This window comes from Rhizobium sp. BK289, assembly GCF_014193575.1.
GTDB classification, from domain to species: Bacteria; Pseudomonadota; Alphaproteobacteria; order Rhizobiales; family Rhizobiaceae; genus Rhizobium; species Rhizobium tropici_C.
Window position 1 is genome coordinate 241768 of sequence record NZ_JACHZO010000009.1, and the last position, 22913, is coordinate 264680.

Annotated in this window: 23 protein-coding genes and 2 tRNA genes; 17 read left to right on the top strand and 8 right to left on the bottom strand. The window is 59.1% G+C overall.

The window, feature by feature from the left end:
* Nucleotides 1-57 precede the first annotated feature (57 nt).
* From FHT84_RS19480 to FHT84_RS19495, 4 genes are all read left to right on the top strand, one after another.
* Nucleotides 58-198, top strand: coding sequence for a hypothetical protein (locus FHT84_RS19480; RefSeq protein ID WP_183768573.1), 141 nt, complete (start codon nucleotides 58-60; stop codon nucleotides 196-198).
* Nucleotides 199-400: 202 nt separating this feature from the next.
* A tRNA-Cys gene (locus tag FHT84_RS19485) sits at nucleotides 401-474 on the top strand.
* A gap of 779 nt (nucleotides 475-1253) precedes the next feature.
* Nucleotides 1254-2360 (top strand): porin, encoded by a 1107-nt coding sequence (locus tag FHT84_RS19490; protein WP_112340968.1) that lies wholly within the window; start codon nucleotides 1254-1256, stop codon nucleotides 2358-2360.
* Nucleotides 2361-2569: 209 nt separating this feature from the next.
* Nucleotides 2570-2896, top strand: coding sequence for a hypothetical protein (locus FHT84_RS19495; protein ID WP_112340969.1), 327 nt, complete (start codon nucleotides 2570-2572; stop codon nucleotides 2894-2896).
* Between the two features lie 217 nt (nucleotides 2897-3113).
* Here FHT84_RS19495 and FHT84_RS19500 read toward each other — a convergent pair whose 3' ends face one another.
* The gene (locus FHT84_RS19500) at nucleotides 3114-3593 is read right to left on the bottom strand and encodes a DoxX family protein (RefSeq protein WP_285165953.1); all 480 of its coding nucleotides are present in this window, start codon (nucleotides 3591-3593) and stop codon (nucleotides 3114-3116) included.
* 228 nt (nucleotides 3594-3821) lie between these two features.
* Nucleotides 3822-3896, bottom strand: a tRNA-Asn gene (locus FHT84_RS19505).
* Between the two features lie 116 nt (nucleotides 3897-4012).
* Between FHT84_RS19505 and FHT84_RS19510 the strand changes: the two genes are divergently transcribed.
* Complete coding sequence (locus FHT84_RS19510) at nucleotides 4013-4324, top strand: hypothetical protein (RefSeq protein WP_183763518.1); 312 nt, start codon at nucleotides 4013-4015, stop codon at nucleotides 4322-4324.
* Here the strand turns inward: FHT84_RS19510 and FHT84_RS19515 are convergent.
* Nucleotides 4321-4884, bottom strand: a complete 564-nt coding sequence (locus FHT84_RS19515) for a sugar O-acetyltransferase (RefSeq protein ID WP_183763522.1) — start codon at nucleotides 4882-4884, stop codon at nucleotides 4321-4323. The genes FHT84_RS19510 and FHT84_RS19515 overlap by 4 nt on opposite strands.
* 269 nt (nucleotides 4885-5153) lie before the next feature.
* Here FHT84_RS19515 and FHT84_RS19520 point away from each other — a divergent pair, with 269 nt between their 5' ends.
* The 3 genes from FHT84_RS19520 (at nucleotide 5154) to FHT84_RS19530 (ending at nucleotide 8411) form a co-directional block, all read left to right on the top strand.
* Nucleotides 5154-6506: an extracellular solute-binding protein gene (locus FHT84_RS19520; protein WP_183763525.1), complete on the top strand. Its 1353-nt coding sequence runs from the start codon at nucleotides 5154-5156 to the stop codon at nucleotides 6504-6506.
* 98 nt (nucleotides 6507-6604) lie between these two features.
* Nucleotides 6605-7489: an ABC transporter permease subunit gene (locus tag FHT84_RS19525; protein WP_183763528.1), complete on the top strand. Its 885-nt coding sequence runs from the start codon at nucleotides 6605-6607 to the stop codon at nucleotides 7487-7489.
* Nucleotides 7490-7496: 7 nt separating this feature from the next.
* A complete protein-coding gene (locus FHT84_RS19530; protein WP_183763529.1) occupies nucleotides 7497-8411 on the top strand; it encodes an ABC transporter permease subunit in 915 nt (304 codons plus the stop codon).
* 249 nt (nucleotides 8412-8660) lie between these two features.
* Here the strand turns inward: FHT84_RS19530 and FHT84_RS19535 are convergent, their stop codons facing one another.
* Complete coding sequence (locus FHT84_RS19535; protein ID WP_183763531.1) at nucleotides 8661-9773, bottom strand: sn-glycerol-3-phosphate import ATP-binding protein UgpC; 1113 nt, start codon at nucleotides 9771-9773, stop codon at nucleotides 8661-8663.
* A 249-nt stretch (nucleotides 9774-10022) separates the two neighbouring features.
* On the opposite strand from FHT84_RS19535, the gene FHT84_RS19540 reads away from it, so the two are divergent.
* Nucleotides 10023-11480, top strand: a complete 1458-nt coding sequence (locus FHT84_RS19540; RefSeq protein ID WP_183763533.1) for a deoxyribodipyrimidine photo-lyase — start codon at nucleotides 10023-10025, stop codon at nucleotides 11478-11480.
* A gap of 3 nt (nucleotides 11481-11483) precedes the next feature.
* On the opposite strand, the gene FHT84_RS19545 is transcribed toward FHT84_RS19540, so the two are convergent.
* On the bottom strand, nucleotides 11484-12314 hold the full coding sequence (locus FHT84_RS19545) for an SDR family NAD(P)-dependent oxidoreductase (RefSeq protein ID WP_183763535.1): 831 nt from the start codon (nucleotides 12312-12314) through the stop codon (nucleotides 11484-11486).
* A 294-nt stretch (nucleotides 12315-12608) separates the two neighbouring features.
* Between FHT84_RS19545 and FHT84_RS19550 the strand changes: the two genes are divergently transcribed.
* The 5 genes from FHT84_RS19550 to FHT84_RS19570 all read left to right on the top strand — a co-directional run bounded on the left by FHT84_RS19550 (nucleotide 12609) and on the right by FHT84_RS19570 (nucleotide 16481).
* Nucleotides 12609-13649 (top strand): cysteine synthase A, encoded by a 1041-nt coding sequence (locus FHT84_RS19550; protein ID WP_112340977.1) that lies wholly within the window; start codon nucleotides 12609-12611, stop codon nucleotides 13647-13649.
* A gap of 4 nt (nucleotides 13650-13653) precedes the next feature.
* Nucleotides 13654-14391 (top strand): alanyl-tRNA editing protein, encoded by a 738-nt coding sequence (locus FHT84_RS19555; RefSeq protein WP_183763537.1) that lies wholly within the window; start codon nucleotides 13654-13656, stop codon nucleotides 14389-14391.
* Between the two features lie 73 nt (nucleotides 14392-14464).
* Nucleotides 14465-15322: a 3-mercaptopyruvate sulfurtransferase gene (sseA, locus tag FHT84_RS19560; protein WP_183763539.1), complete on the top strand. Its 858-nt coding sequence runs from the start codon at nucleotides 14465-14467 to the stop codon at nucleotides 15320-15322.
* A 5-nt stretch (nucleotides 15323-15327) separates the two neighbouring features.
* Nucleotides 15328-15891: a GNAT family N-acetyltransferase gene (locus FHT84_RS19565; RefSeq protein WP_112341076.1), complete on the top strand. Its 564-nt coding sequence runs from the start codon at nucleotides 15328-15330 to the stop codon at nucleotides 15889-15891.
* An 80-nt stretch (nucleotides 15892-15971) separates the two neighbouring features.
* Complete coding sequence (locus FHT84_RS19570; protein ID WP_183763540.1) at nucleotides 15972-16481, top strand: DUF1203 domain-containing protein; 510 nt, start codon at nucleotides 15972-15974, stop codon at nucleotides 16479-16481.
* 17 nt (nucleotides 16482-16498) lie between these two features.
* Here the strand turns inward: FHT84_RS19570 and ald are convergent, their stop codons facing one another.
* Nucleotides 16499-17617, bottom strand: coding sequence for an alanine dehydrogenase (gene ald / locus FHT84_RS19575; protein ID WP_183763543.1), 1119 nt, complete (start codon nucleotides 17615-17617; stop codon nucleotides 16499-16501).
* 152 nt (nucleotides 17618-17769) lie between these two features.
* On the opposite strand from ald, the gene FHT84_RS19580 reads away from it, so the two are divergent.
* A complete protein-coding gene (locus FHT84_RS19580; RefSeq protein ID WP_112340981.1) occupies nucleotides 17770-18231 on the top strand; it encodes an Lrp/AsnC family transcriptional regulator in 462 nt (153 codons plus the stop codon).
* A gap of 6 nt (nucleotides 18232-18237) precedes the next feature.
* Here the strand turns inward: FHT84_RS19580 and FHT84_RS19585 are convergent, their stop codons facing one another.
* Nucleotides 18238-19041 (bottom strand): endonuclease/exonuclease/phosphatase family protein, encoded by an 804-nt coding sequence (locus FHT84_RS19585; protein ID WP_183763546.1) that lies wholly within the window; start codon nucleotides 19039-19041, stop codon nucleotides 18238-18240.
* 158 nt (nucleotides 19042-19199) lie between these two features.
* Here FHT84_RS19585 and FHT84_RS19590 point away from each other — a divergent pair, with 158 nt between their 5' ends.
* A complete protein-coding gene (locus FHT84_RS19590) occupies nucleotides 19200-19559 on the top strand; it encodes a PilZ domain-containing protein (RefSeq protein WP_183763549.1) in 360 nt (119 codons plus the stop codon).
* 137 nt (nucleotides 19560-19696) lie between these two features.
* The gene (locus FHT84_RS19595; RefSeq protein WP_183763552.1) at nucleotides 19697-21685 is read left to right on the top strand and encodes a bifunctional 2',3'-cyclic-nucleotide 2'-phosphodiesterase/3'-nucleotidase; all 1989 of its coding nucleotides are present in this window, start codon (nucleotides 19697-19699) and stop codon (nucleotides 21683-21685) included.
* Nucleotides 21686-21892: 207 nt separating this feature from the next.
* Here the strand turns inward: FHT84_RS19595 and FHT84_RS19600 are convergent, their stop codons facing one another.
* On the bottom strand, nucleotides 21893-22861 hold the full coding sequence (locus tag FHT84_RS19600) for a LysR family transcriptional regulator (RefSeq protein ID WP_183763555.1): 969 nt from the start codon (nucleotides 22859-22861) through the stop codon (nucleotides 21893-21895).
* Between the last annotated feature and the right edge of the window lie 52 nt (nucleotides 22862-22913).

Genomic DNA, 22913 nt, shown 5'->3' on the forward strand with positions numbered 1-22913 from the left:
CTGTACCTTAAGCGTCATTTCAGTTTCAAATGCGACGCTGCGGTGGGGGGAATCTCTATGGAATTGCCGAGGTCGCGGTGGTCTACGCTGACGTCGTGCGAGCGCAACAAGCTCGCTCGGCTGGTCATGGAGATGCTGCTGCCAATCTTCGCAGTTCTGACGCTGCTTAGCGTCGCGTTGCTTATCCTGACGACATAATGCGAACAGGTCGCCACTGACACGTACAGCAATCCAAAACGGTGGTGTGGATAACTATGCCCGCCGAACGAACGGCAAATGGATCGGTTTCAACCACCACATGCTTTAGAAATCGAACAGAACATTTTTCAAAAATTGCCTCTTGCGGTTTTCTTTGGATCATTCTAAATCCGCGCCACCACAACGCAAATTGTTTCCTGATGGCCTCGTGGCGGAGTGGTTACGCAGAGGACTGCAAATCCTTGCACCCCGGTTCGATTCCGGGCGAGGCCTCCACTCTCCCTTTATATCGATAGGCCGTGAAATTCGGGGCGCCTTTTGAAGACGCGGCCATTGGCTGCCGCTTTGCCTTCTTTGACCTGCGGCCATAGCCGGAACAGTCCGCTCACTTTCGGGTGAGCCCCCAGCCAGAGGCGCCAGTCCATTCAGGTAGGTTATAGGTACCTGCGGTAGATGCTAAAATCAGCGCTACCGGTTTGGACGCCACCCCCTAACCGGACAGTGCCGCGTCCGACGAGAATACGCCCCCAAAGTAATGTCGTCGGACGCACCACAGCCAAGCCGGCTCGGAAAACGCCCTTTCCCCGATTTCTTTCCTGGAGAATCATTTCCGCAATCGCGGTTCAAAGCCTTAAATTTGTAGGAGGGCGTAGTGATTGCTCATAGTCGATCGACCAGAATCGGTGGGCAGCATAACTATGATCGTACGACGGCAGCCCTCTTCTCTATATCGGCCGCTCGCATATTCCTTTCACCCACCAACTCCCGCCGTTTCCACGCTTTAAAAGCGGATGTCGTGCTGACGATATCAAAAGCGGCCGTAGTCGGTCCCGATCAACGAATTGCGTCATTTTTGCAACAACGTCCATTTTCAAGTAGTGCGCATATAGTTCGTAACTCTTAGTATCTTGCCAAATCAGCGAAGCAGGTTCACGAAATAGTTCGCGAAGCTTATTACTTCGCACCTACTGAATAGGGAACATGAACGGGATGGGGTTGGGCACGTCGTTTTCGGCGCGATATCTCATGCCCAATCAAGAAAGATTGGAGTTACTATGAACATCAAGAGCCTTCTTCTCGGCTCCGCTGCTGCGCTCGCGGCAGTTTCCGGTGCTCACGCGGCCGACGCCATCGTCGCCGCTGAGCCGGAGCCGCTGGAATACGTCCGCATCTGCGACGCTTACGGTGCTGGCTACTTCTTCATTCCGGGCACGGAAACCTGCCTCAAGATCGGCGGCAAGGTTCGTACCGAAGGTGAATGGTACAATGCTTACAACCGCGACAGCCATCAGGGCACGCTCTGGCACACGCGCGCCGAGTTGAACGTCGACACCGCGACCGACACCGAATACGGTCCGCTGAAGACCGAAACCATCGTTCGTTGGGACTGGAACGACGGCGGCTCCACCTCCACCAACCTGCTATGGTCCTACATCAGCCTCGGCGGCTTCACCGTTGGTAAGAAGGACTCGCAGTACAACCTGTACATCGGTTACGCCGGCGACGTCATCAACGACGACGTGATCTATGACGGCCCGTACGAACTCAACCAGTTGACCTACGAATATGATGCGGGCAACGGCTTCTCGGCAGTGATCTCGCTTGAAGATTCCAACTCCGCCACGACCGGTTCGGCATCCTACGGCGCAAGCTGGTGGACGGACGACCGGACCAACCACTACGCTCCCGACGTCGTTGCCGGTGCCGGCTTCAAGTCCGGTGCATGGGGCTTCAAGGTTGTCGGCGGTTACGACTCGATCGTCGAAGAAGGCGCCATCAAGGCTCGCGTCGATGCCGATTTCGGCGCATTCACGGCCTTCTTGATGGGCGGTTGGAACACCGACGGCGACAAGCTCAACAAGTATGCCGGCACGAACCAGGACGTCTCCGCTTGCACGGCACCGAACGGCACCGTCAATGCATCGAAGTGCGGCTGGGGTGACTGGGCCGTTTGGGGCGGCGTCGGCGTTCCGTTCAACGACAAGCTGAAGTGGAACCTGCAGCTTGCCTACAGCGACTCGAAGATCTTCGAAGCAACCACGAACCTGAAGTTCAATCCGGTCAAGAACCTCCTGGTCGAGCCGGAAGTGACTTATGTTCACTATGACTATGCCCACGACGACACCGTTTCGGGCATCCTGCGCTTCGAACGCAACTTCTGACCTGATCAGACTTGACCTCCGATCAGAGAAGGAAGGGGTCCGGCTTTCCCTGCCGGCCCCCTTTTTAACGGCAACTCCTGGAAATTGCAGAGCCATCCTGCGATCAGCACGCGTGTCACAAGGCTTCCGATCAACCGGAGAAGGGAACCTTGTCGTCACCGTGGCGTTTTTCGCTGAAAGGGACGTGGCTGAATATAGGAGTTACCGCCTTGAAACATCTCGCCTCAATCGCCTTGACCGCCGCGCTTGCCTTGGGTTCCGTACTATCGGCTGCCCTGCCCGCCGCGTCTACAACGCTTGGCAGTTCATCGACTGCTTCGAACGTCATCCTGGTGCAGGAACGCGGAACACGCAGATATCCAGATTACGACCGCCGGCCTTATTGGCGTGACCGTGATTACGACCGCCGCCATTGGCGGGAGCGCCGCTGGGAACGCCGCCATTGGCATAACAGATGGCGGGACGACAGATGGCGGGACGACCGTCGTTATTATCGTCGGCACCATAGCGGCGTAATATTGGAAATCCGCCCCTGATATCCCGGCGCCGCTTCCCGCTAAGCCACAAGGCAAGATGAAACGGACACGCAATCCTTCCGACTGCACCAAAAGAAAAACGGCCGCTGCTGAGATATCGGTAGCGGCCGCTTGTTTTCGGATTAGCCTACGCCATTCGCGCTGTCCGGACAATCAACTGCAGCGCAAGTCACTTGCTGTTGCGGCAAAAAATCGAGAATGATGTGCGCGCCGATTTTCACCCGATAGCAGAGCGGATGGGCAGAAGGCGCCGGAGGCGTTCATCGCGAAGATAAAGCCCGCTCCACGCCATGACTCCCAGAAGCAAACTGATAAGTTGTGGCGGCGAGCCGATCTCTCCAAGACGGAAATGCGTGCAGATTGCGCCGCCAAGAAAGCCCGTCATCAGGATTGCGCCGAGCACCGCCGTGTGCGGAACTGCGTAAAGAACCGCACAGACGAGGATGATCAGCCCGACTGCTCCCGCCTGATTGGCCGAAAATCCGGTTGCGGTCATCTCCGCCGTAAGTGCGGCGGGCGAAAACAAGTTGACGGCGGCGTCGGCCGCAAAAGCAAGAGTCACGATCGCCGTGAGCACCCATCCCGCCCACGAAAGCGACGCGTAGCCGCCTTCCAGGCGACTGCATTCTCCACCATGCCAGATCTCCCCTGCCCCCTTGCGGTCCCAGCCGGTGCAAAGAGCACGCGATGCTGCCACGACTTGGAAACGCTGGCAATGAGAACGGTTTGAAGGGGAAATCTGGATAGAAGACAGAGGTCGAGAAACTGCCGGCGCGAAGCATGTGCAATAAAACTGCCAAACTGCGCTGCTAGAGCTTTGCCGTTCAGAGGCTGGCCAACCGCCTGCACGAGACAACGACCATCGCTCGGCAAAACGACGACGCTTTCGCCACTATCTCTATGCTGCAATATTTATGGAAGAAAGTGGCTCCCCGGGCCGGATTCGAACCGGCGACCTGTCGATTAACAGTCGAATGCTCTACCGCTGAGCTACCAGGGAATGCGCTTGGCGCGGTGTGAGTGGGCTTCTACAAATGCTTTCTCGATTTGCCAAGCGGTTTTTTCAAAAAAATCGAATTCTCTTGCATTATTTCCCCGCCTCACCATTTCCTGTGGATGACCGATCAGAGCCGAACGACCGAAAATGCCGATCGAAATGGCCGGGAAACCCGCCGTTTCGGCATTGATCCCGCAACACGCGAGCTTGTTTTCGGCTCCTTGAGAATTCCCCTGCCGCGGTCACGCCTTGCCCGCCTGGGTGTGGGAGTTGCCCTCATCTTCGGCGGCCTGCTCGGCTTCCTGCCGGTGCTCGGTTTCTGGATGCTGCCCTTGGGCTTCATCGTGCTCTCGCACGATATGCCCATCGTTCGACGCTGGCGCCGCCGCTTCGCCGTCTGGTGGGCCAAGAAACGCCGTCCGGCGGACTAGTCGCTCGCTGCGCCGATCGCGCGGGCTGGATTGCCGACAACGGTCGCACCGGCTGCGACGTCCCTGGTCACGACCGCGCCCGCGCCGATGATTGCGCCATCGCCGATCGTCACGCCGCCGACAAGGATTGCACCACCGCCGATCCATACGCTGCTGCCGACGGTGACCGGCCGCGCGATTTCGATACCCGCACCGCGCAGCTCGCGATCCTTATGGTGCTCGGCACAGTAGATATGGACGCCCGGTCCCAGCATACTGCCATCACCGATGCGGACGCTGCCGCTGTCGAGAATGGTGCAGCCGGCATTCATATAGACCCACCGGCCGAGTGAGATGTTGATGCCATAGGAGCAATGGAACGGAGCCTCGATGAAAACATTCTCGCCGGCATCGGCAAAGAGCGCCGCCAGAGCCGGTCCGATATTGCCGCGCTCGACAGGCGGCATCGTATTGTGCTGATGCACTGCTTCCCGGGCCTGCCAGCGCAGACGGTCGAGCTCGGGATCGAAGCAGCAATACCATTCTCCCGCCGCCATCTTCTGCCGCTCGCTCAGGTTCATTGCTTGCCTCTTCGCATGCTTCTCCGGATTCGTCTCGAAGCGATCATGCATCACCATTCGGGCAGGCAGCAAGCGCCTCGATTAGCGTTGACTCAAATGCCTGATCGTTCAAAGATTGGTTGCCCGAAATCCCTGATTTCGGCCGGAAATGCCCGGCAATACGGGATTCTTGCCCTCAACAAACTGTCACACAGCTTGTCTATAACCCGCGCTACCGCGGACTTGCGCAAGGCCACCGGTTCCGAGCTTTCAAAAAGGAAATAGGGATTATGTCGAAACTTAAAAACTACATTTCGGCCGCTGCTGCCGGCGTCATGAGCGTAGCGCTGGCTTTGCCTGCTGCCGCTGCTCCGGCCAAGTTCGATTTCTGGTTCGGCCTGTCGGGCGACCTGGAACGCGTCGTACAGACGCTCTGCAAGAACTTCAACGATTCCCAGAAGGATTACGAAGTCTCCTGCGTCAGCCAGGGCAATTACGACGCCGCGCTGCAGAACACCATTGCCGCCTTCCGCGCCAACAAGCAGCCGACGATCGTCCAGGTCTATGACGTCGGCACCGCCACCATGATGCTTTCGGGCGCTTACTACCCGGTCAGCAAGCTGATGTCCGAAAACGGCTACAAGGTTAAGTGGGACGACTATTTCCCGGGTATTGCCCGCTATTACGCCACCTCCAAGGGCGAACTGCTCTCCTTCCCGTTCAACTCCTCGACCGCCCTGCTCTACTGGAACAAGGACGCCTTCGCCAAGATCGGCAAGACCGCCGCTCCGAAGACCTGGGAAGAAGCTGCCGAAGACATGAAGGCGCTCAAGGGCGCCGGCTATGATTGCCCGATGGCGATCAACATCTCCGGCAATGAAAGCTGGCAGCTGATGGAGCAGTTCTCTGCTATCCACGATCAGCCGGTTGCCACGAAGAACAACGGCTATGACGGCCTCGATGCCCGCCTGACCGTCAACAAGACGAAGTTCGTCAAGTACGTAACGGACCTCAAGGGCTGGTACGACCAGGGCCTCATCAAGATCAAGTCCAAGGACCTCGGCCAGGACATGGTTCAAGCCTTCGCCGCCGGCGATTGCCAGATGATCATGACCTCGGTCGGCGACCACGGTACCGTTGGCAAGACGCAGAAGGCCGGCATGAACTGGGATGTCGCCGAGCTTCCGGTCTACGCCGGTACCGAGCGCAAGAATTCGCTCGTCGGTGGCGCGTCGCTCTGGGTTCTCTCCGGCATGTCGGCTGACGAATACAAGGGGGCTGCAGCGTTCCTCGACTTCATCGGCAAGCCCGAAACGGCTTTGTTCTGGTCCACCAACACCGGCTACATCCCGGTCAAGAAGTCCGGCTTCGACTTCATGAAGTCCTCCGGTTTCTATGACAAGGCTCCCTACAAGGGCCGCGAAGTCGCCATCGCCAGCCTCACCGCTTCCGAGCCGACCCCGATCACCCGCGGTGTCCGCCTCGGCAACTTCACGCAGATCCGCGCCGAATTCGGCAACCAGATGCAGGCCATCTTCGCCAACAAGGTCAGCGTCCAGGAAGGCATCGACAACCTGGTCAAGAACGGCAACGCCGTCCTCGACCGCTTCGAAGCCACCTACAAGGGCAAGCAGCTGCCGTAAGCAGCGCAAGCTCGCGACAGACAACGTCCGCCGGGATTCCCGGCGGACGTTCGTTATGAGAGCAAGCGTGGCATCGGGATACCAAGCCGGAAGAGACAATGGAAAAGCGTATAACTTTCAGCAAGTGGAGCGTCGGCATCCTGTTCGCGGTGCCGCAACTGCTCCTCATCTTCACCTTTTTCTATTGGCCGGCCGGTCAGGCGGTCTTCTGGTCGCTGACGCTGCAGCAGCCCTGGGGCGGCGGCAACATCTGGGTCGGGCTCGACAATTTCAAATCGATCCTCGCTAATACTGATTACTGGAACTCAGTCACGATCAGCATCATTTTCGCGGCCATCAGTACCGGTATTTCCATGGGGGCCGCGCTGATACTCGCTGCTTTGACCGATCGGCAGCTGCGGGGTTCGAAAATCTACCGCGTGGTACTGATCTGGCCCTATGGTATCGCGGCTCCCGCGTCTGCAATGGCCTTCCGCTTCATCCTGGCGCCGGAGGCCGGATTCATGTCGGTCGTCAACCACTATTGGCCAGGTTTCTGGGATCCGGGCCTTGACGGTACGGCCGCAATGGCCTCGATCATCGCCGCCTTCTCGTGGAAATATATCGGCTACAGCTTCATTTTCTTTCTGGCGGCCTTCCAGGCCATCCCGCGTTCGCTGATCGAGGCGGCCGCCATGGACGGTTCCGGCGTACTGCGCCGGTTCTTGGACATCCAGTTCCCGCTGATCACGCCGACGATCTTCTTCCTGCTTGTCATCAACATCACCGAAAGCTTTCAGGATTCATTCGGCATCGTCGACATCATGACATCGGGCGGCCCGCACAACTCGACCAATCTCATGGTCTACAAAATCTATTCAGACGGCTTCAAAGGCCTCGATTTTTCCGGTGCGGCAGCACAGAGCATCATCCTGATGCTGCTGATCATCGTGCTTACCGTCTTCCAGTTCCGCTTCATCGAGAAGCGCGTTCATTACCGTTGAGGCTGATATGGTCGAGCGCACCCCCATCCTTAATTTCTTCACGCACCTGATCCTGTTCATCGGCTTCGTCGTAGCAGTCGGACCTTTGGCCATAGTCGCCATAGCCGCGTCCCATAATCTCGCCGATGTCAATAAAGTGCCGATGTCGCTCATCCCCGGCTCGGACTTCTGGGTCAACATGAAGACGGCGTGGACGACTGCCAATCTTGGTCCCAAGCTGCTGAATAGCCTGATCTTTGCGGGAGGCGTCGCGGTAGGAAAGGTGGCCATTTCGGCGATCACCGCCTTCTCACTGGTCTATTTCCGCTATCCGGGCCGCAACATCCTCTTCTGGCTGGTCTTCATAACGCTGATGCTGCCGCTCGAAGTGCGTATCGTGCCGACCTATGCGGTCATAGCGAACGTCCTGTCGCCCTATCAGGGACTGCTCGACATCACTGGCATCAGTTGGCTTGTCGAGAAGCTCACGGGCGTTCAGATCTCACTGGATTTCGGACTGCTTAACTCCTCTCTCGGTCTGATCCTGCCGCTGATCGCAACGGCGACCGGGACCTTCCTCTATCGTCAATTCTTCCTGACGATACCGGACGAGCTGACCGAGGCCGCGCGCATGGATGGCGCCGGAGCGCTGCGCTTCTTCATTGATATCCTGCTGCCACTGTCGCGCACCAACATGGCCGCGCTCGGCACCATCATGTTCCTCTGGGCCTGGAACCAGTATTTGTGGCCACTGCTCGTTACCACCGATCCAGCTCACATGACTGCGGTCACCGAACTCAAGCAGCTCATCCCAAACATCGGCGGCCTTCCCGAGTGGCACATCGCCATGGCCGGCACGCTGATCGTCATGCTGCCGCCGCTTGCCGTCGTCGTGCTGATGCAGCGCTGGTTCGTTCGCGGCCTGATCGCAACCGAGAAGTAAGTGCTCCTGCACCATGCTCGGTGCAGTCATTGCGAACCAGTCTCCTCTCTCGGCGCGCGGCGGTGCAAGCACGTGCGAGGCAAGTCGACACTGCAAGGTCGCTCTCTCCGCGAGGGGAGAACGACCTTGCGGCAACGATTTCGCTTCATACGCGATTGGAGAGAGCGCTGGCTCGCAATGGCCGAAAATAAAAGCCCGGAAGTCGGGAAAGACTTCCGGGCGCACCTGTTGAAAAGTTATGTTTGAAAATCAGCTCGCTAGCACCTTCAGCGGCGTGACTGTGGCGACGGTATCGAGCCGCAACCCGGTATCCTGGGCGAAGAGATGGGTATGCTGCTGCGGCAGCTCCAGCGCGACCGACTGACCGGTCTGACCTGTCGTGTGATCGGCAACGGCGACCGCGAAGCTCGAACCGTTGATATCGCAATGAATGACGCGGCCGGCGCCGAGTTCTTCGACAAAATCGACCGTTGCCGGGATAGCGGCCGGCGTGCCTGCGGGGACGAGACGCGCATGCTCGGGACGGACGCCGAGGGCAACCGGCTGACCGGCGTGGCGCTTGCCGATATTGGCGTCGATAGCGATCGGAATGCCGTCGAAGATAAACTGTTCGCCGTTGGCAGCAAAAGTGCCTTCCAGGAAATTCATGGCTGGCGAGCCGATGAAGGAGCCGACGAAACGGGTGCGCGGCGTGTTGTAGACCTCGAGCGGCGTGCCGACCTGCTCGACATTGCCCTTGTACATGACGACGAGCTTATCAGCGAGGGTCATGGCCTCGACCTGATCGTGGGTGACGAAGACCGATGTGGCCGACAGGCGCTTGTGCAGTCGGCGGATCTCGACACGCATCTGCACGCGCAGCTTGGCATCCAGGTTGGACAGAGGCTCGTCGAAAAGGAAGACCTTCGGCTCGCGGATGATAGCGCGGCCCATGGCGACGCGCTGACGCTGACCGCCAGAAAGCTCGGCCGGCTTGCGGGCCAGGAAATCTTCGAGGCCAACGATCTTGGCAGTTTCCTTGATGCGGCGCTCGCGTTCGGCGCGCGGCACACCGGCAACCTTGAGCGCATAGCCCATGTTGGCGGCGACATCCATGTGCGGATAGAGCGCGTAGTTCTGGAAGACCATGGCGCAGCCGCGCTCGCGCGGCTCGAGCTGGTTGACCACCTTGCCATCGATGATGATCTCGCCCGAGGTGATGTCCTCAAGGCCGGCGATCATGCGCAGCAGCGTAGACTTACCACAGCCGGAAGGTCCGAGGATGACGACAAATTCGCCCGATCGGAAATTCAGGTCGACGCCGTGAACGACCGGATTGCGGCCATAGGCCTTGCGAACTTGCTCGATGCGGATTTCCGCCATTTTTAATCTTCCCCGCCTGTCCATTCTCGGCACGTCAATCGGGTGGACTGCTAGCGAATTTGCATTACAGAACAGTGACAAGCATTCCTTATACCACAGAGGATAGCGAGTTTTCCTTACGCGAGTTGCGTGTGGCATTCGCTTATGTAACGCGCGGTAGCGAAACCATTCGATGGTCGGCATCGTACGGGGGTTTCCCCATTACAAGGCATGCGACAAGCAACAGAGGATAGGCGATCGGCCAGGACCATGACGACATCGACAAAAGAGCCGAATCCCATCCTGCTATGGTTTCGCAAGGATCTCCGCCTCGACGACAACCACGCGCTACAGGCGGCGGCAATATCGGGCCACGCGGTAATTCCCGTCTATATTCGCGAGCCGGATGCAACGGAGCGTGGCCCGCTTGGCGGAGCGCAGGAATGGTGGCTGCATCATTCGCTCACCGCCTTGCAAACCGCCCTTGATGCACTCGGAAACAGGCTCATCCTCCGCCAGGGCGATGCGCTGACGGTGCTCGAAAAACTTATTGAGGAAACCGAGGCTGAAGCCGTCGTCTGGAACCGTCGATACGATCCGGCTGGGATCGATGTGGACATCCAAATCAAGAAGGCGTTGCGGAGCAAGGGCATCGAGGCCAACAGCTTTGCCGGCCAGCTGCTGCATGAACCGACACGCCTTCGCACGGGCGCAGGCGACCATTACAAGACTTACACGCCATTCTGGCGTGCCTTCGAGCAATCCGGCGAGCCGCCGTTTCCGATAGAAGCGCCCGCAAAGCTCCTCGCACCCAGCCGCTGGCCGCAATCGGACGCGCTCGCCTCTTGGTCAATGCTGCCCACAAAGCCCAACTGGGCAGCAGAATTCCCTGACATTTGGACGCCGGGCGAGACCGCGGCACATGAGAAGCTCAAGGATTTCGTCGATGGCGCCATCGATGATTATGCGGTCGGCCGCGATTTTCCGGACAGACCGGCGACCTCCCTGCTCTCGCCGCATCTGGCGCTTGGAGAGATTTCGCCTGCCCGTCTCTGGCACGCGACGCGCGGACTATCAGGCAAAATCTCGGCGGATAATATCGTCCGCTTTCGCAAGGAGCTTGTCTGGCGGGAATTCTGCTACCATCAGCTCTTTCATTTCCCGAAGCTTCGGACAGCCAATTGGAACAATCGCTACGATGATTTTCCTTGGCTATCCGATGCCAAGCTGCTCACACGCTGGCAACGCGGGCAAACCGGTTATCCGATCGTCGATGCCGGCATGCGGCAGCTGTGGCGCCATGGCTGGATGCACAATCGCGTTCGCATGATCGCGGCCTCCTTCCTGATCAAGGATCTGCTGATCGACTGGCGCAAAGGCGAAGCCTGGTTTCGGGATACGCTCGTCGATGCCGATCCGGCGGCTAATACGGCAAACTGGCAGTGGGTTGCGGGCTCCGGCGCCGATGCCTCGCCCTTCTTCCGCATCTTCAATCCGGTGCTGCAGGGTGAGAAATTCGATCCGGATGGCCGCTATGTCAGGGCTTTCGTGCCGGAGCTCTCCAAGCTCGAAGGCAAATATATCCATCGACCGTTCGAGGCGCCTGATGACGTACTCAAGCGTGCAGGCATAGAACTCGGCAAGCACTACCCCCGGCCGATCGTCGATCATGCCATGGCGCGGCAGCGCGCACTCGCTGCACACGCATCGCTTAAAGACGATGGATAGGCGCTATTCGGCCGGATGCGCGGTAATATGCGGCCCGACAGGCCGGCGCTTCCTGCCGCTTCCCAGAAGATATCCGAGCACCCGGAAATAGAGGCTATAGGGCAAGAACTTCAAAAGCTTTGCCCGGAAAACCAGGCTCTTCGGGAAGCAGATGTTGAAGGCCGATGATTTCAATCCGGCCGATATCGCCTCGGCCGCCTGCTGCGCCGATACTATATCGGGCATCTCGAACTTGTTCTTTGCCGTCAACGGCGTATCGACGTAACCGGGCGTGACAAGCTGGATACGGATGCCCATGCGATCAAGCTCGAAATTCAAGCTTTCGGCCATGTTGATGAGTGCGGCTTTGCTGGCGCCATAGGCAGCGCCCCCGGGTAGGCCGCCATAGCCGGCTGCGGAAGATACGAGGGCAACCTGGCCGTATCCCCTGGCGCGCATATGTCGGACCGCCGGAACGAGGCAATTGACGACACCATGAAGATTGACGGCGAAACTGCGCTCGAACGCCTCGTGATTGAGGTCTTCGCCGCGCGCGGGCAGATAGATGCCAGCGTTCAGGATCGCCAGGGCGACCGGGCCGTGCTGATATTCGATGGCTGCAACGGTGTGCTCCATATCCTCGGCATTGGTCACATCGCCGTCGAGCACGACGATGCTGCCGGCAAGTGCGCTTGCCTCTGCCTGCAAGGCCAGAAGCTTGTCATGGCTGCGGGCAGTCACGGCAACTTTATAGCCTTCATCCGCCAGTTTCAGCGCAAGCGCGCGGCCGATACCGGAACTCGCGCCGGTAATCCAGACGACTCCATGTTCAGGACGTGCGATGAACGGGCTCATGGCTCTTCTCCTTGGCTGGCGGCCGCCTGAATCAAACGCTTTACCGAGGCCGCCCGTGGCATTTTAGAAATAACGTATCATTGTGGCCGCTTTCGGCCTGTTGGCGGCCCAGCGAGGGAAACAATGTCACCGAATGGAGACTGGCGCGCCGTGTGGCAGACTTCGGCGGACGAAGGTTGCCAAGTCGAATTTTGCGGCGCGAACAAATAGCGAGGAACAGAATTTCTTGCCTATACCGCCTTGTGAAGGGAAAAGACCGTTCTTACAGTAGTTGCGAACAGAAGGCAGATTCCAATGACCGTCCATCCGTCCGTCCTCGAAGCAATTGGCAATACGCCGTTGATCAAGCTCAAGGGCGCCTCCGAGGCGACGGGCTCGACCATTCTCGGCAAGGCCGAATTTCTCAATCCCGGCCAATCGGTGAAAGATCGCGCCGCGCTCTACATCATCCGCGATGCCGAGAAGAAGGGGCTGCTGAGGCCCGGCGGCGTCATCGTCGAGGGCACGGCCGGCAATACCGGCATCGGCCTGACGCTGGTTGCCAAGGCGCTCGGCTATCGCACCGTCATCGTCATTCCTGAGACACAGAGCCAGGAAAAGAAGGATGCGCTGAAGCTGCTCGGCGCCGAGCTGGTCGAGGTTCCGGCTGTCCCCTACAAGAACCCGAACAACTATGTGAAGGTCTCGGGCCGGCTAGCCGAACAGCTCGCAAAGACCGAGCCTAACGGCGCGATCTGGGCAAACCAGTTCGACAATGTCGCCAACCGTCAGGCCCACATCGAGACGACCGCCAAGGAAATCTGGCACGATACTGATGGCAAGATCGACGGCTTCATCTGCTCGGTCGGTTCCGGCGGCACGCTCGCGGGCGTAGCCATGGGGCTGCATGCCTTCAACAAGGACGTCAAGATCGGTATTGCCGACCCGGAAGGCGCGGCCCTCTATGAATTCTACAAGAACGGCGAGCTGAAATCCTCCGGCTCCTCCATCACCGAGGGCATCGGTCAGGGCCGCATCACGGCGAACCTGGAAGGCTTCACGCCCGATTTCGCCTATCAGGTCACCGATGCCGAAGCGCTTCCCTACGTCTTCGATCTCGTCGAACACGAGGGTCTGTGCCTCGGCGGTTCGACGGCCATCAATATTGCCGGCGCGGTTCGTCTCGCCAAAGATCTCGGTCCCGGACATACGATCGTGACCATCCTGTGCGATTACGGCAATCGCTACCAGTCCAAGCTCTTCAATCCCGACTTCCTGAAGTCGAAGGGCTTGCCGGTGCCAGGCTACTTGGAAAAGCGGACTGAAATCGCCGTCCCATACGAAACAACAGCGTGATCTGATGACCGTCAATGCCCTCTATCGTGACGATTTCTATCTCTCGACCGCCGAAGCCGTTGTCACTGCAATCCACGAGGACGGGGGCATCGAGCTCGATCAGACCTGCTTTTACGCCACCTCGGGCGGCCAACCGGGCGATACGGGTTTCCTGGAGCGCGGTGACGGCTCCAGGATCATGCTCGGTCAGACGAAACATGGGCCGATCAAGGACATCATCATTCACGTCCCCCTCGAAGATCAGCCCCTGCCCATCCTCGGCGAAAAGCTGGTGCTGCACATCGATTGGGCGCGCCGCTACAAGCTGATGCGGATGCATACGGCCTGCCATCTGCTTTCGGTGGTCTGCCCCTATCCGATTACGGGTGCTGCGGTCGGCGAAGATGAAAGCCGCGTCGATTTCGACATGAGCGAGACGATCGACAAGGATGCGGTGACGGCGAAAATGATGGCGCTCGTCAATGAGAACCATCCCGTTTTCGTCCGCTGGATCACGGACGAAGAGCTGGTTGCCAATCCAGGCATCGTCAAATCCAAGAATGTGCGCCCGCCCATGGGCCTCGGCCGGGTCAGCCTCGTCTGTATCGGCGAAGATTCGGCCATCGACAGCCAGCCCTGCGGCGGCACGCATGTGTCGGAGACGCAGGAGGTCGGCGCTATCCACATCGCCAAGATCGAGAAGAAGGGCAAGGAAAACCGGCGCTTCCGCATTCGCTTCGGCGCACCGAACGACGAGAATTGACCGGGCAACGCCTATATCCTTATCCCGATATCCCGATATCAAAACCAAGAGACATAAGCAGGGAGAGATCATCATGACAGCGGACAAGAGCCGTTTCGTCGTATCTGCCGACTGGCTGCAAGGCGAGCTGGGAGCCAAGGACCTTCGCATCCTCGATGCATCCTTCTATCTGCCGGCCCAGAAGCGCAATGCCGATGCCGAATATGCCAGTGGCCATATTCCCGGTGCGATCCGATTCGATCAGGACAAAATTGCCGATCATTCGACCAACCTGCCCCACATGGTCCCCTCGCCCGAATTCTTCGCGTCCGAAGTCGGCAAGCTCGGCATCAGCGACAGCGATCGCATCGCGATCTATGACGGTCCAGGCCTGTTTGCCTCACCGCGCGTCTGGTGGCTGTTCCACATCGTCATGGGGGCGCCAAATGTGTTTGTACTCGATGGCGGTCTGGACGGCTGGAAGGCCGAAGGGCGGCCGCTGGAGACGGCAACGCCTAGCTTTGCTCCCGCAACTTTCAAGCCCAAGTTCAACGGCAGCCGCGTCGTTTCACTCGAAGAGATGCGAGAAATCGTCGACAGCCGTTCGCTGCAGATCGCGGATGCCCGCAGTGGCGGCCGTTTCGCAGCTACGGAGCCGGAGCCCCGCGAAGGCATGCGCTCGGGCCATATGCCGGGCGCGAGAAGCCTGCCATCCGGCGTCTTTGCCACGAATGGCAAGTTCAAGTCGCTGCCGGAATTGAGGGAAACCATCGAGAAGGCCGGCATCGATCTCGACAAGCCTGTGGTGACGACCTGCGGATCCGGCATTACCGCCGCCATCATCACGCTGGCGCTCGAATCTCTCGGTCACGGCAACAACAAGCTCTATGACGGCTCCTGGTCGGAATGGGGCAGCCGGGCGGATACGCCCATCGTCACCGGTCAAGATTGAGCATCATGGCCGTGAAGACGCCCTCCTCCATCAAGGTTCACATCACCCGCCTGGAAATGACCGCGCCGCCCAAGGCCAGTCTGCCGGTGCCGGTCAATATCCAGACCGCGATCATGCGGACGCCTGGCATCCCGCTGCCCTTCTACCGCTATCTCTATCGCCAGGTGGGCGCCCGCTGGCATTGGGTGGAGCGTCTACGCCTCTCCGACGAGCAGCTGACGGCCGTTCTTCACGATCAGCGCAACGATATCAGCGTACTTTACGTCAACGGCGCGCCGGGTGGATTCTTCGAATATTTCCGCCAGGATGAGGAGACGATCGAACTCAGCCATTTCGGCCTTATCGAAAACGCGCTCGGTCTCGGCATCGGCAAATGGTTTCTGCTGCAGTCGCTCTACGCCATCTGGACGCTGAACCCGCAGCGCATCGTGACGACCACAAATAATCTCGATCATCCCAGGGCATTGCAGCTCTATCAGATGTTCGGATTCTCGCCGATTTCGACCGGCGAAGGTATCGTTCGGCCGCTGAGCGACAAGGAACTGCTTGAGCTCGCCAAGAAAGGCTAGGGCACTGAAGCCGCAGGAATCGGGTGGCTTCGCACCTCTCTTCGGCGCATCACATGGCAAATCTCAAAAGGAGCTTTGCCATGCCTTCCATCGCCTTTGCAGCCATGCCCACGTCCGATGCCGAAGTTCTGTGGAACGGTGGCACAGATGCCTATGGTCATCGGCCGGAGACCATGATTTCCGATGGCCCCGGCCATCCCTGCCGCCATTGTCTGCGCAATATCGATGCCGGCGAAGAGCTGTTCGTCTTCGCCTATCGCCCCTTCCCGGAATTGCAGCCCTATGCGGAGACGGGTCCGGTGTTCCTGCACAAGACGCCGTGCCAGCGCTATGAGGCAGTAGAAGTGCTGCCGCCGGTGCTGACGACCAGCAAGGATTTCATCGTGCGCGGCTATGGCAAGAATGACCGGATCGTCTACGGGACCGGTGCCGTGACGTCGACCGGCGACATCCCGGCCTACGCAGCTTCGCTACTTGAGCGTCCAGACATCGCCTATGTCCACGTCCGCTCGGCACGCAACAATTGCTATCAGTGCCGGATCGATAAAACAGGAGCGCCGGCATATGCGGATGCCGGCGCCTCCATCTGACGTGCGCGCGATGGGCTTTACGCAACGTTCAGAATGCTTTCCGCAGCAACGGCCTCGTAGCCGAGCGCCTCGGCCACCGGCCGGTTCGTGATGCGCCCTTTGTGGACATTGAGGCCATTGCGGAGATGCTTGTCTTCCGCGATGGCGCGCAGGCCACGATCGGCCAAGGCGAGGCCATGATAGATGGTGGCGTTGTTGAGCGCATGGGCCGAGGTCACGGGAACGGCACCCGGCATATTGGCAACGCAGTAGTGCACGACGCCTTCCACCACGTAGGTCGGATCGGAATGCGTCGTCGCATGCGAGGTCTCGAAACAGCCGCCCTGGTCGATGGCGACATCGACGATGACCGAGCCCTTCTTCATGCCCGACAGCATTTCGCGCGTCACCAGCTTCGGCGCGGCGGCGCCGGGGATCAGCACGGCACCGATGACGAGATCGGCGGAAAAGACCTCTTCTTCCAGCGCCTGGATGCTGGAGTAGCGGGTGTGAACACGACCGTTGAAGATATCGTCAAGCTGACGCAGGCGCGGCAGCGAGCGATCGAGGATGCTGACGTCGGCACCGAGGCCGGCTGCCATCTTGGCCGCATGCAGGCCGACAACGCCGCCGCCGATAATCGCTACCTTTGCCGGCAGTACGCCGGGCACGCCGGCGAGCAGGATGCCGAGGCCGCCATTGGCCTTCTGCAGAGCGGTTGCACCCGCCTGGATCGACAGGCGGCCGGCGACTTCGGACATCGGCGCAAGCAGCGGCAAGCCGCCGCGCTCGTCAGTCACGGTCTCATAGGCAACAGCGGTGACGCCGGAGGCGAGCAGGCCCTTTGTCTGTTCCGGATCAGGCGCCAGATGCAGATAGGTATAGAGAAGCTGGCCTTCTCGGAGCTGCGCCCATTCAGACGGCTGCGGCTCCTTGACCTTTACGATCATATCGCACTTCTCGAAAATATCCTTGGCGCTTGCGGCGATCTTGGCGCCGGCAGCCGCATAGGCGTGGTCATCGGCACCGATGCCGGCACCGGCCTTCGTCTCGACCCAGACTTCGTGGCCATGGGCGATGTATTCGCGAACGGATGCCGGCGTCAGCCCGACGCGGTACTCGTGGTTCTTGATTTCCTTGGGGCAGCCAACGCGCATTTCATTCCTCCTCGAATGCTTTTGCGTCTTTCATTTTCTCCAAGTGAAATCAGACCACCTCCGTCCCGCAATGTCCTTGCAAAGACGATTTGCTTTGCGGTCATTTTTCGTGATTTATTGCGTCAATGGGAGTTTTTTCGAAAGTTTTTCGAATGTCCGACCTCGATGCCATCGATCATTCGATTCTGCGGATGCTGCAGCAGAACGCCCGGATCACCAATTCGGAACTGGCCGAGAAGGTCGGGCTTTCGCCCTCGGCCTGTTCGCGGCGGCTCGATATTCTGGAAAAGAGCGGCGTCATCGACGGTTATCACGCGCATCTCTCGCACAAGGCGCTTGATTACAAGATGATCGCCTTCGTGCACATCTCGCTGTCAGGCCAGTTCGCAAAGACGCTTTTGGAATTCGAAACCGCGGTGAAGCGCTGCCCCAATGTGCTGTCCTGCTACCTCATGTCTGGCGAATATGACTACATACTCCGGGTCGCCGCGCGGGACCTCGAGGACTACGAGCGCATCCATCGCGACTGGCTCTCGGCCCTGCCGCACGTCGTGAAGATCAATTCCAGCTTCGCGCTTCGCGAGATCATCGACCGGCCGAATGTTGGCCTGTGATCTTCGTCAGCGGATATCCAGCAGCAATGCACGATGATCGGACACTTCTGGCTCCGCGACAGGATCGAAATGGATGACCTCGACATTCGACGTCACGAGCATGTAGTCGGCAAAACGCGGCTGCTTCTTGTAATGCGAGGTGCGCGTGTCGTCATGTCCCCTTGAAGTGACGAGATCGACAAGCCCCAGGCCGGCAAGAATCTCGAAGGTCTCGCTATCCGGCAACACGTTGAAGTCACCGCAAACGACCAGCCTGTCGCCCTCTTGCCGAACCTGGCGAATGATCTCGACCAGCGCGTGCGCCTGATGGCGCCGGGCCGGCGTATCGCCCTTGCCTTCCAGATCTCGCAGGCCATGCATATGAGCAATGGTTATAGGATAGCCGCGCTCATAGTCGAAGAGACGGATGCAATGGGCATTGCGGGAGCGCGGATGCGGTCCATAACCGTCAGCTGAAAACTCGCCGTGAACGAAGCCGGCTGCCTGGCCGATGATTGGACGGGTTTTGCGCACGAAAGTCGCCAGCCCGAATTCAGAGTCCAATCGCGTGTCACCGTCGAAGAGATCGCCCCGCGCGACGGGGAGGAAGAAGGCATCGTAAGCCGGCAAAGCAGCCTTCACCTCCTCGAAAAGATTGGCGCGCTGCGGAAGCTCGACACCATGATCGCGATAGACCAGCCACTCAGATTGTGCGTCGTGCGTGCGGACCACTTCCTGCAGGCACAGAACATCTGCATCGACGTCGGCGACATAGGGTATAAGCGGATCATGCAGCCGACCGCCCCATGCATTCAAAGAAACGATGCGCATATTCTGCCCCTCTCAAATTCATATTGCAGCCGCGTTCGGCACTGATTTGCGGTATCGATTCGATACGGCTGCCTACAATTTTAGCGATTACTCTAAGCATCCCTCAATGCAAACCTGCTATCCAGAGCAGGAAAAAATGCACGAGCCGGGATAACGTCATGCAATTCTCTTCGAAATCTCTCGTTCAAGGCAATCTAAAAATCAAGACGAGGGGTTCGCCGCGCCATCACGCTCGGCTGATGGGCCAGGTTCGCTATTTCACCAAGCTCGTCGCCGGCCGCGTGGTCAATATTTCCACCAGCGGTATCGCGCTCGATCTGCAGTCGCCGCTCTATGCGGCCGCCGGCAGCAAGGTTCGCGTCGAATGCGACGATATCGGCTTGCTGGATGGTTTCGTGCGCTGGGCTCACAACGGCCGCATCGGTATCGAATTCGATCGTTCATCCAACGCCTCGGCTAAGGTCGCATCCTATTTTCGCTTTTTCCACAAGGACATAAAGCCGGTTCTCAAACGTTGATGGCATGCCGGCACAAGCCGGCTACGATCCACAATAAGCCTGTCACATTCCTGGTGCACACCTTCAAAAATCGTCCTAATCTCCCTCGCCCGAGAGATGATCGACGGACCATAGCCCCATCGTTGAAGGAGTGTCTTATGTCTTCCATTCTGGATTTGCCCAGCATGTCGCGCCGTTCCCTGCTGCAAGGCCTCAGCGCGACCGCCGCACTGATCGTGCTGCATCCCTTCGCGGCGCGCGCCGCCGGTAATCAGGCACATCTGCGACTCATGGAAACGACCGACATTCACGTCAACGTCTTCCCCTACGACTACTATGCCGACAAGCCGAACGACACGATGGGCCTGACGCGGACGGCGACGATCATCGACAATATCCGCGCCGAAGCCACCAACTCGCTCCTCATCGACAATGGTGACGTGCTGCAGGGCAATCCGATGGGCGATTACATGGCCTATCAGCACGGCATGAAGGAAGGCGACGTCCATCCGGTCATCAAGGCGATGAACACGCTCGGCTACTCTGTGGGCACGCTCGGCAACCACGAATTCAACTATGGCCTCGATTTCATGTTCAAGGTGCTGGCCGGCGCGAATTTCCCGTTCGTCTGCGCCAACCTGACCAAGGGTCAGCTTGCTTCCGACCCGACGAAGGACGACCTGTTCTTCAAGCCCTATCTGATCCTCGAAAAGAAGATCAAGGACGGCTCCGGCAATGAAAGCCCGATCAAGATCGGCTTCATCGGCTTCGTGCCGCCGCAGATCATGCTCTGGGACATCAAGAACCTCGAAGGCAAGGCGCAGACCCGCGATATCGTCGAAGCCGCCAAGGCCTGGGTTCCGGTCATGAAGGCCGAAGGCGCCGATATCATCATCGCCCTCTCCCATTCCGGCATCGACGGCAGCGGCCCGAGCGAGAAGATGGAAAACGCTTCGCTTTACGTCGCTGCGGTCGACGGCATCGATGCCGTCTTCACCGGCCACCAGCATCTCGTCTTCCCCGGCCCGAAGACCTGGGATGGCATCAAGGACGCCGATCCGGTCAAGGGAACGCTGCACGGCAAGCCTGCCGTCATGGCCGGCTTCTGGGGCTCGCATCTCGGCCTCATCGACCTGCTGCTCGAAAAGGATGGCAAGAGCTGGAAGATCGTCGACTTCACCTCCGAAGCACGCCCGATCTACCATCGCGACGACAAGAAGAAGGTCATCGCTGACGTCACCGACAAGAAGGAAGTCGTCGAAGCCGCCAAGGCCGAGCATGAGGCGACGCTGACCTATGTCCGCACGCCCGTCGGCAAGACGTCTGCGCCGCTCTATTCCTACTTCGCGCTGGTCGCCGACGATCCCTCTGTGCAGATCGTCAGCCAGGCGCAGATCTGGTACATCAAGAACATATTGAAGGAGACGCAGTACAAGGACCTGCCGGTTCTTTCGGCTGCAGCACCCTTCAAATGCGGCGGGCGCAACGGCGCCGACTATTATACGGACGTTCCCGCGGGCAATATCGCCATCAAGAACGTCGCCGACCTCTATCTCTATCCGAACACCGTCCAGGCCGTTGTTATCAACGGCGCGCAGGTCAAGAACTGGCTGGAAATGTCGGCCGCGATGTTCAACCAGGTACAGCCGGGCGCCAAGGACGCGGATCTGATCAACAGCAGCTTCCCGTCCTATAACTTCGACGTCATCGACGGCGTGACCTACCAGATCGATGTCTCGCAGCCGCGCCGCTTCGGCGATGACGGCAAGGTTCTGAATGCCGATGCAAACCGCATCCAGAACCTGCAGTTCGATGGAAAGCCGATCGACCCCGCACAGAAGTTCCTGGTCGTCACCAACAACTACCGCGCCGGCGGCGGCGGCAACTTCCCGGAAATCACCGCGGACAAAGTCGTCTACCAGGCGCCGGACACCAACCGCGACGTCATCGTGCGCTATGTCCACGAGCAGGGCACGATCAATCCGACCGCCGACGGCAACTGGACCTTCAAGCCGCTGGCGGACACGACCGTGCGGTTCCAGAGCTCGCCGAAGGCCAAGGATTTTCTCGATCAGGTCAAGAGCGTGAAGATCGAAGACGCCGGCGAAGGTGCTGACGGCTTCCGCAGCTACCGGCTGGTGCTGTAAGCATTGACCACCCCTTCTCCCGGCGGGGAGAAGGTGCCGACAGGCGGATGAGGGGGGATGCCAAGAACACGAAAGCTGATGGATTCGAGGCGCTTCCCCCCTCATCCGACCCTTCGGGCCACCTTCTCCCCACTGGGGAGAAGGAGCTCACGATACGAAAAAGCACCTTACGCACCTGGCCTCCCTTTATTCAGGGAGAGGACTTCTTCACTCGGCCGCCAGGCGCTTGTCGTCTGGATGGAACATCTCGACAGTGGACTTGAAGTCCTCCTGACTCGGGCATCGCGACAGACGATCACGGAAAGCCTCGATCATCCAGGCAGCCGCAGGGCCAGGGGGATTATCCACCTTGCGGATGGCATAGAGTGGATATTCGCTCTGGTCATAGGCATCGAGAGCCAAAGGCACCAGCCGTCCCTTCTGCAGATCCTCCATGATGAACGAGGCCGGCAGGCCGCCCCAGCCAAGACCACCGCGGATCAGCTGATGCTTGGTGGCGATGTCGCTGAGATGCCAGATCTTGTAGGACAGGACGTTGAAATCCTTGCCATTGGTGAGGTTTGACGCGTCGGTGACGACCAGTTGCACCTCTTCGCGCACGTCGGCAAGCGTCAGCGGCCGTCCCAGCAAAGCGAGCGGATGCGTCGGAGCTGCGACCGGCATCATGAAGGAATGTCCGATGCGCTCAATGACCAGGGCATCATCCTGCTTCAACACCGAGCCGCCGATACCAATCGTCGACTTGCCGCTGGCAACCAGCTCCAGCATCGAACCGAGTTCGCCGGTGTCGAGGCGCAGGGAAACATAAGGGAAGCGATCGCGGAATTCCCGCAACACATCGACGGTGGCATGCACCGGCACCATGACGCTGATGGCAACAGCCACCTCCGCCTCGAGGCCGCTCTTCAGGCCTTTCACGCGTGCGCGCATTACCTGCAGATCGGAAAGAATGCGACGCGCATCCTCCAGCATCACCCTGCCCGCATCCGTCAGCCTCGGCTGGCGCGAGCCGGAGCGCTCGAACAGCGGCATTTCGAGCTGGGCCTCCAGATTGGCAATCGTGTAACTGATGACCGACTGCGCGCGGTTGAGCATCCGCGAGGCGGCCGAGAAACTGCCTGACTCGGCAACGGTCAGAAAGACCTGCAATTGGTCGAGGGTGGGATTGGGGAGCATCTGCCATCCATTCTATCGATAATTCCAATCCATATTATCACAGTTTTTCTCG

Excerpts from the sequence above, each read along its gene's own strand:
- FHT84_RS19490 (WP_112340968.1), top strand. The coding sequence starts at position 1,254 with ATGAACATCAAGAGCCTTCTTCTCGGCTCCGCTGCTGCGCTCGCGGCA.
- FHT84_RS19595 (WP_183763552.1), top strand. The coding sequence starts at position 19,697 with ATGTCTTCCATTCTGGATTTGCCCAGCATGTCGCGCCGTTCCCTGCTG.
- sseA (WP_183763539.1), top strand. The coding sequence starts at position 14,465 with ATGACAGCGGACAAGAGCCGTTTCGTCGTATCTGCCGACTGGCTGCAA.
- FHT84_RS19555 (WP_183763537.1), top strand. The coding sequence starts at position 13,654 with ATGACCGTCAATGCCCTCTATCGTGACGATTTCTATCTCTCGACCGCC.
- FHT84_RS19585 (WP_183763546.1), bottom strand. The coding sequence starts at position 19,041 with ATGCGCATCGTTTCTTTGAATGCATGGGGCGGTCGGCTGCATGATCCG.
- FHT84_RS19580 (WP_112340981.1), top strand. The coding sequence starts at position 17,770 with ATGTCCGACCTCGATGCCATCGATCATTCGATTCTGCGGATGCTGCAG.
- FHT84_RS19480 (WP_183768573.1), top strand. The coding sequence starts at position 58 with ATGGAATTGCCGAGGTCGCGGTGGTCTACGCTGACGTCGTGCGAGCGC.
- FHT84_RS19535 (WP_183763531.1), bottom strand. The coding sequence starts at position 9,773 with ATGGCGGAAATCCGCATCGAGCAAGTTCGCAAGGCCTATGGCCGCAAT.
- FHT84_RS19600 (WP_183763555.1), bottom strand. The coding sequence starts at position 22,861 with ATGCTCCCCAATCCCACCCTCGACCAATTGCAGGTCTTTCTGACCGTT.
- FHT84_RS19520 (WP_183763525.1), top strand. The coding sequence starts at position 5,154 with ATGTCGAAACTTAAAAACTACATTTCGGCCGCTGCTGCCGGCGTCATG.
- FHT84_RS19570 (WP_183763540.1), top strand. The coding sequence starts at position 15,972 with ATGCCTTCCATCGCCTTTGCAGCCATGCCCACGTCCGATGCCGAAGTT.
- FHT84_RS19590 (WP_183763549.1), top strand. The coding sequence starts at position 19,200 with ATGCAATTCTCTTCGAAATCTCTCGTTCAAGGCAATCTAAAAATCAAG.
- FHT84_RS19550 (WP_112340977.1), top strand. The coding sequence starts at position 12,609 with ATGACCGTCCATCCGTCCGTCCTCGAAGCAATTGGCAATACGCCGTTG.
- FHT84_RS19515 (WP_183763522.1), bottom strand. The coding sequence starts at position 4,884 with ATGAACCTGAGCGAGCGGCAGAAGATGGCGGCGGGAGAATGGTATTGC.
- FHT84_RS19565 (WP_112341076.1), top strand. The coding sequence starts at position 15,328 with ATGGCCGTGAAGACGCCCTCCTCCATCAAGGTTCACATCACCCGCCTG.
- ald (WP_183763543.1), bottom strand. The coding sequence starts at position 17,617 with ATGCGCGTTGGCTGCCCCAAGGAAATCAAGAACCACGAGTACCGCGTC.
- FHT84_RS19540 (WP_183763533.1), top strand. The coding sequence starts at position 10,023 with ATGACGACATCGACAAAAGAGCCGAATCCCATCCTGCTATGGTTTCGC.
- FHT84_RS19510 (WP_183763518.1), top strand. The coding sequence starts at position 4,013 with ATGACCGATCAGAGCCGAACGACCGAAAATGCCGATCGAAATGGCCGG.
- FHT84_RS19545 (WP_183763535.1), bottom strand. The coding sequence starts at position 12,314 with ATGAGCCCGTTCATCGCACGTCCTGAACATGGAGTCGTCTGGATTACC.
- FHT84_RS19525 (WP_183763528.1), top strand. The coding sequence starts at position 6,605 with ATGGAAAAGCGTATAACTTTCAGCAAGTGGAGCGTCGGCATCCTGTTC.
- FHT84_RS19530 (WP_183763529.1), top strand. The coding sequence starts at position 7,497 with ATGGTCGAGCGCACCCCCATCCTTAATTTCTTCACGCACCTGATCCTG.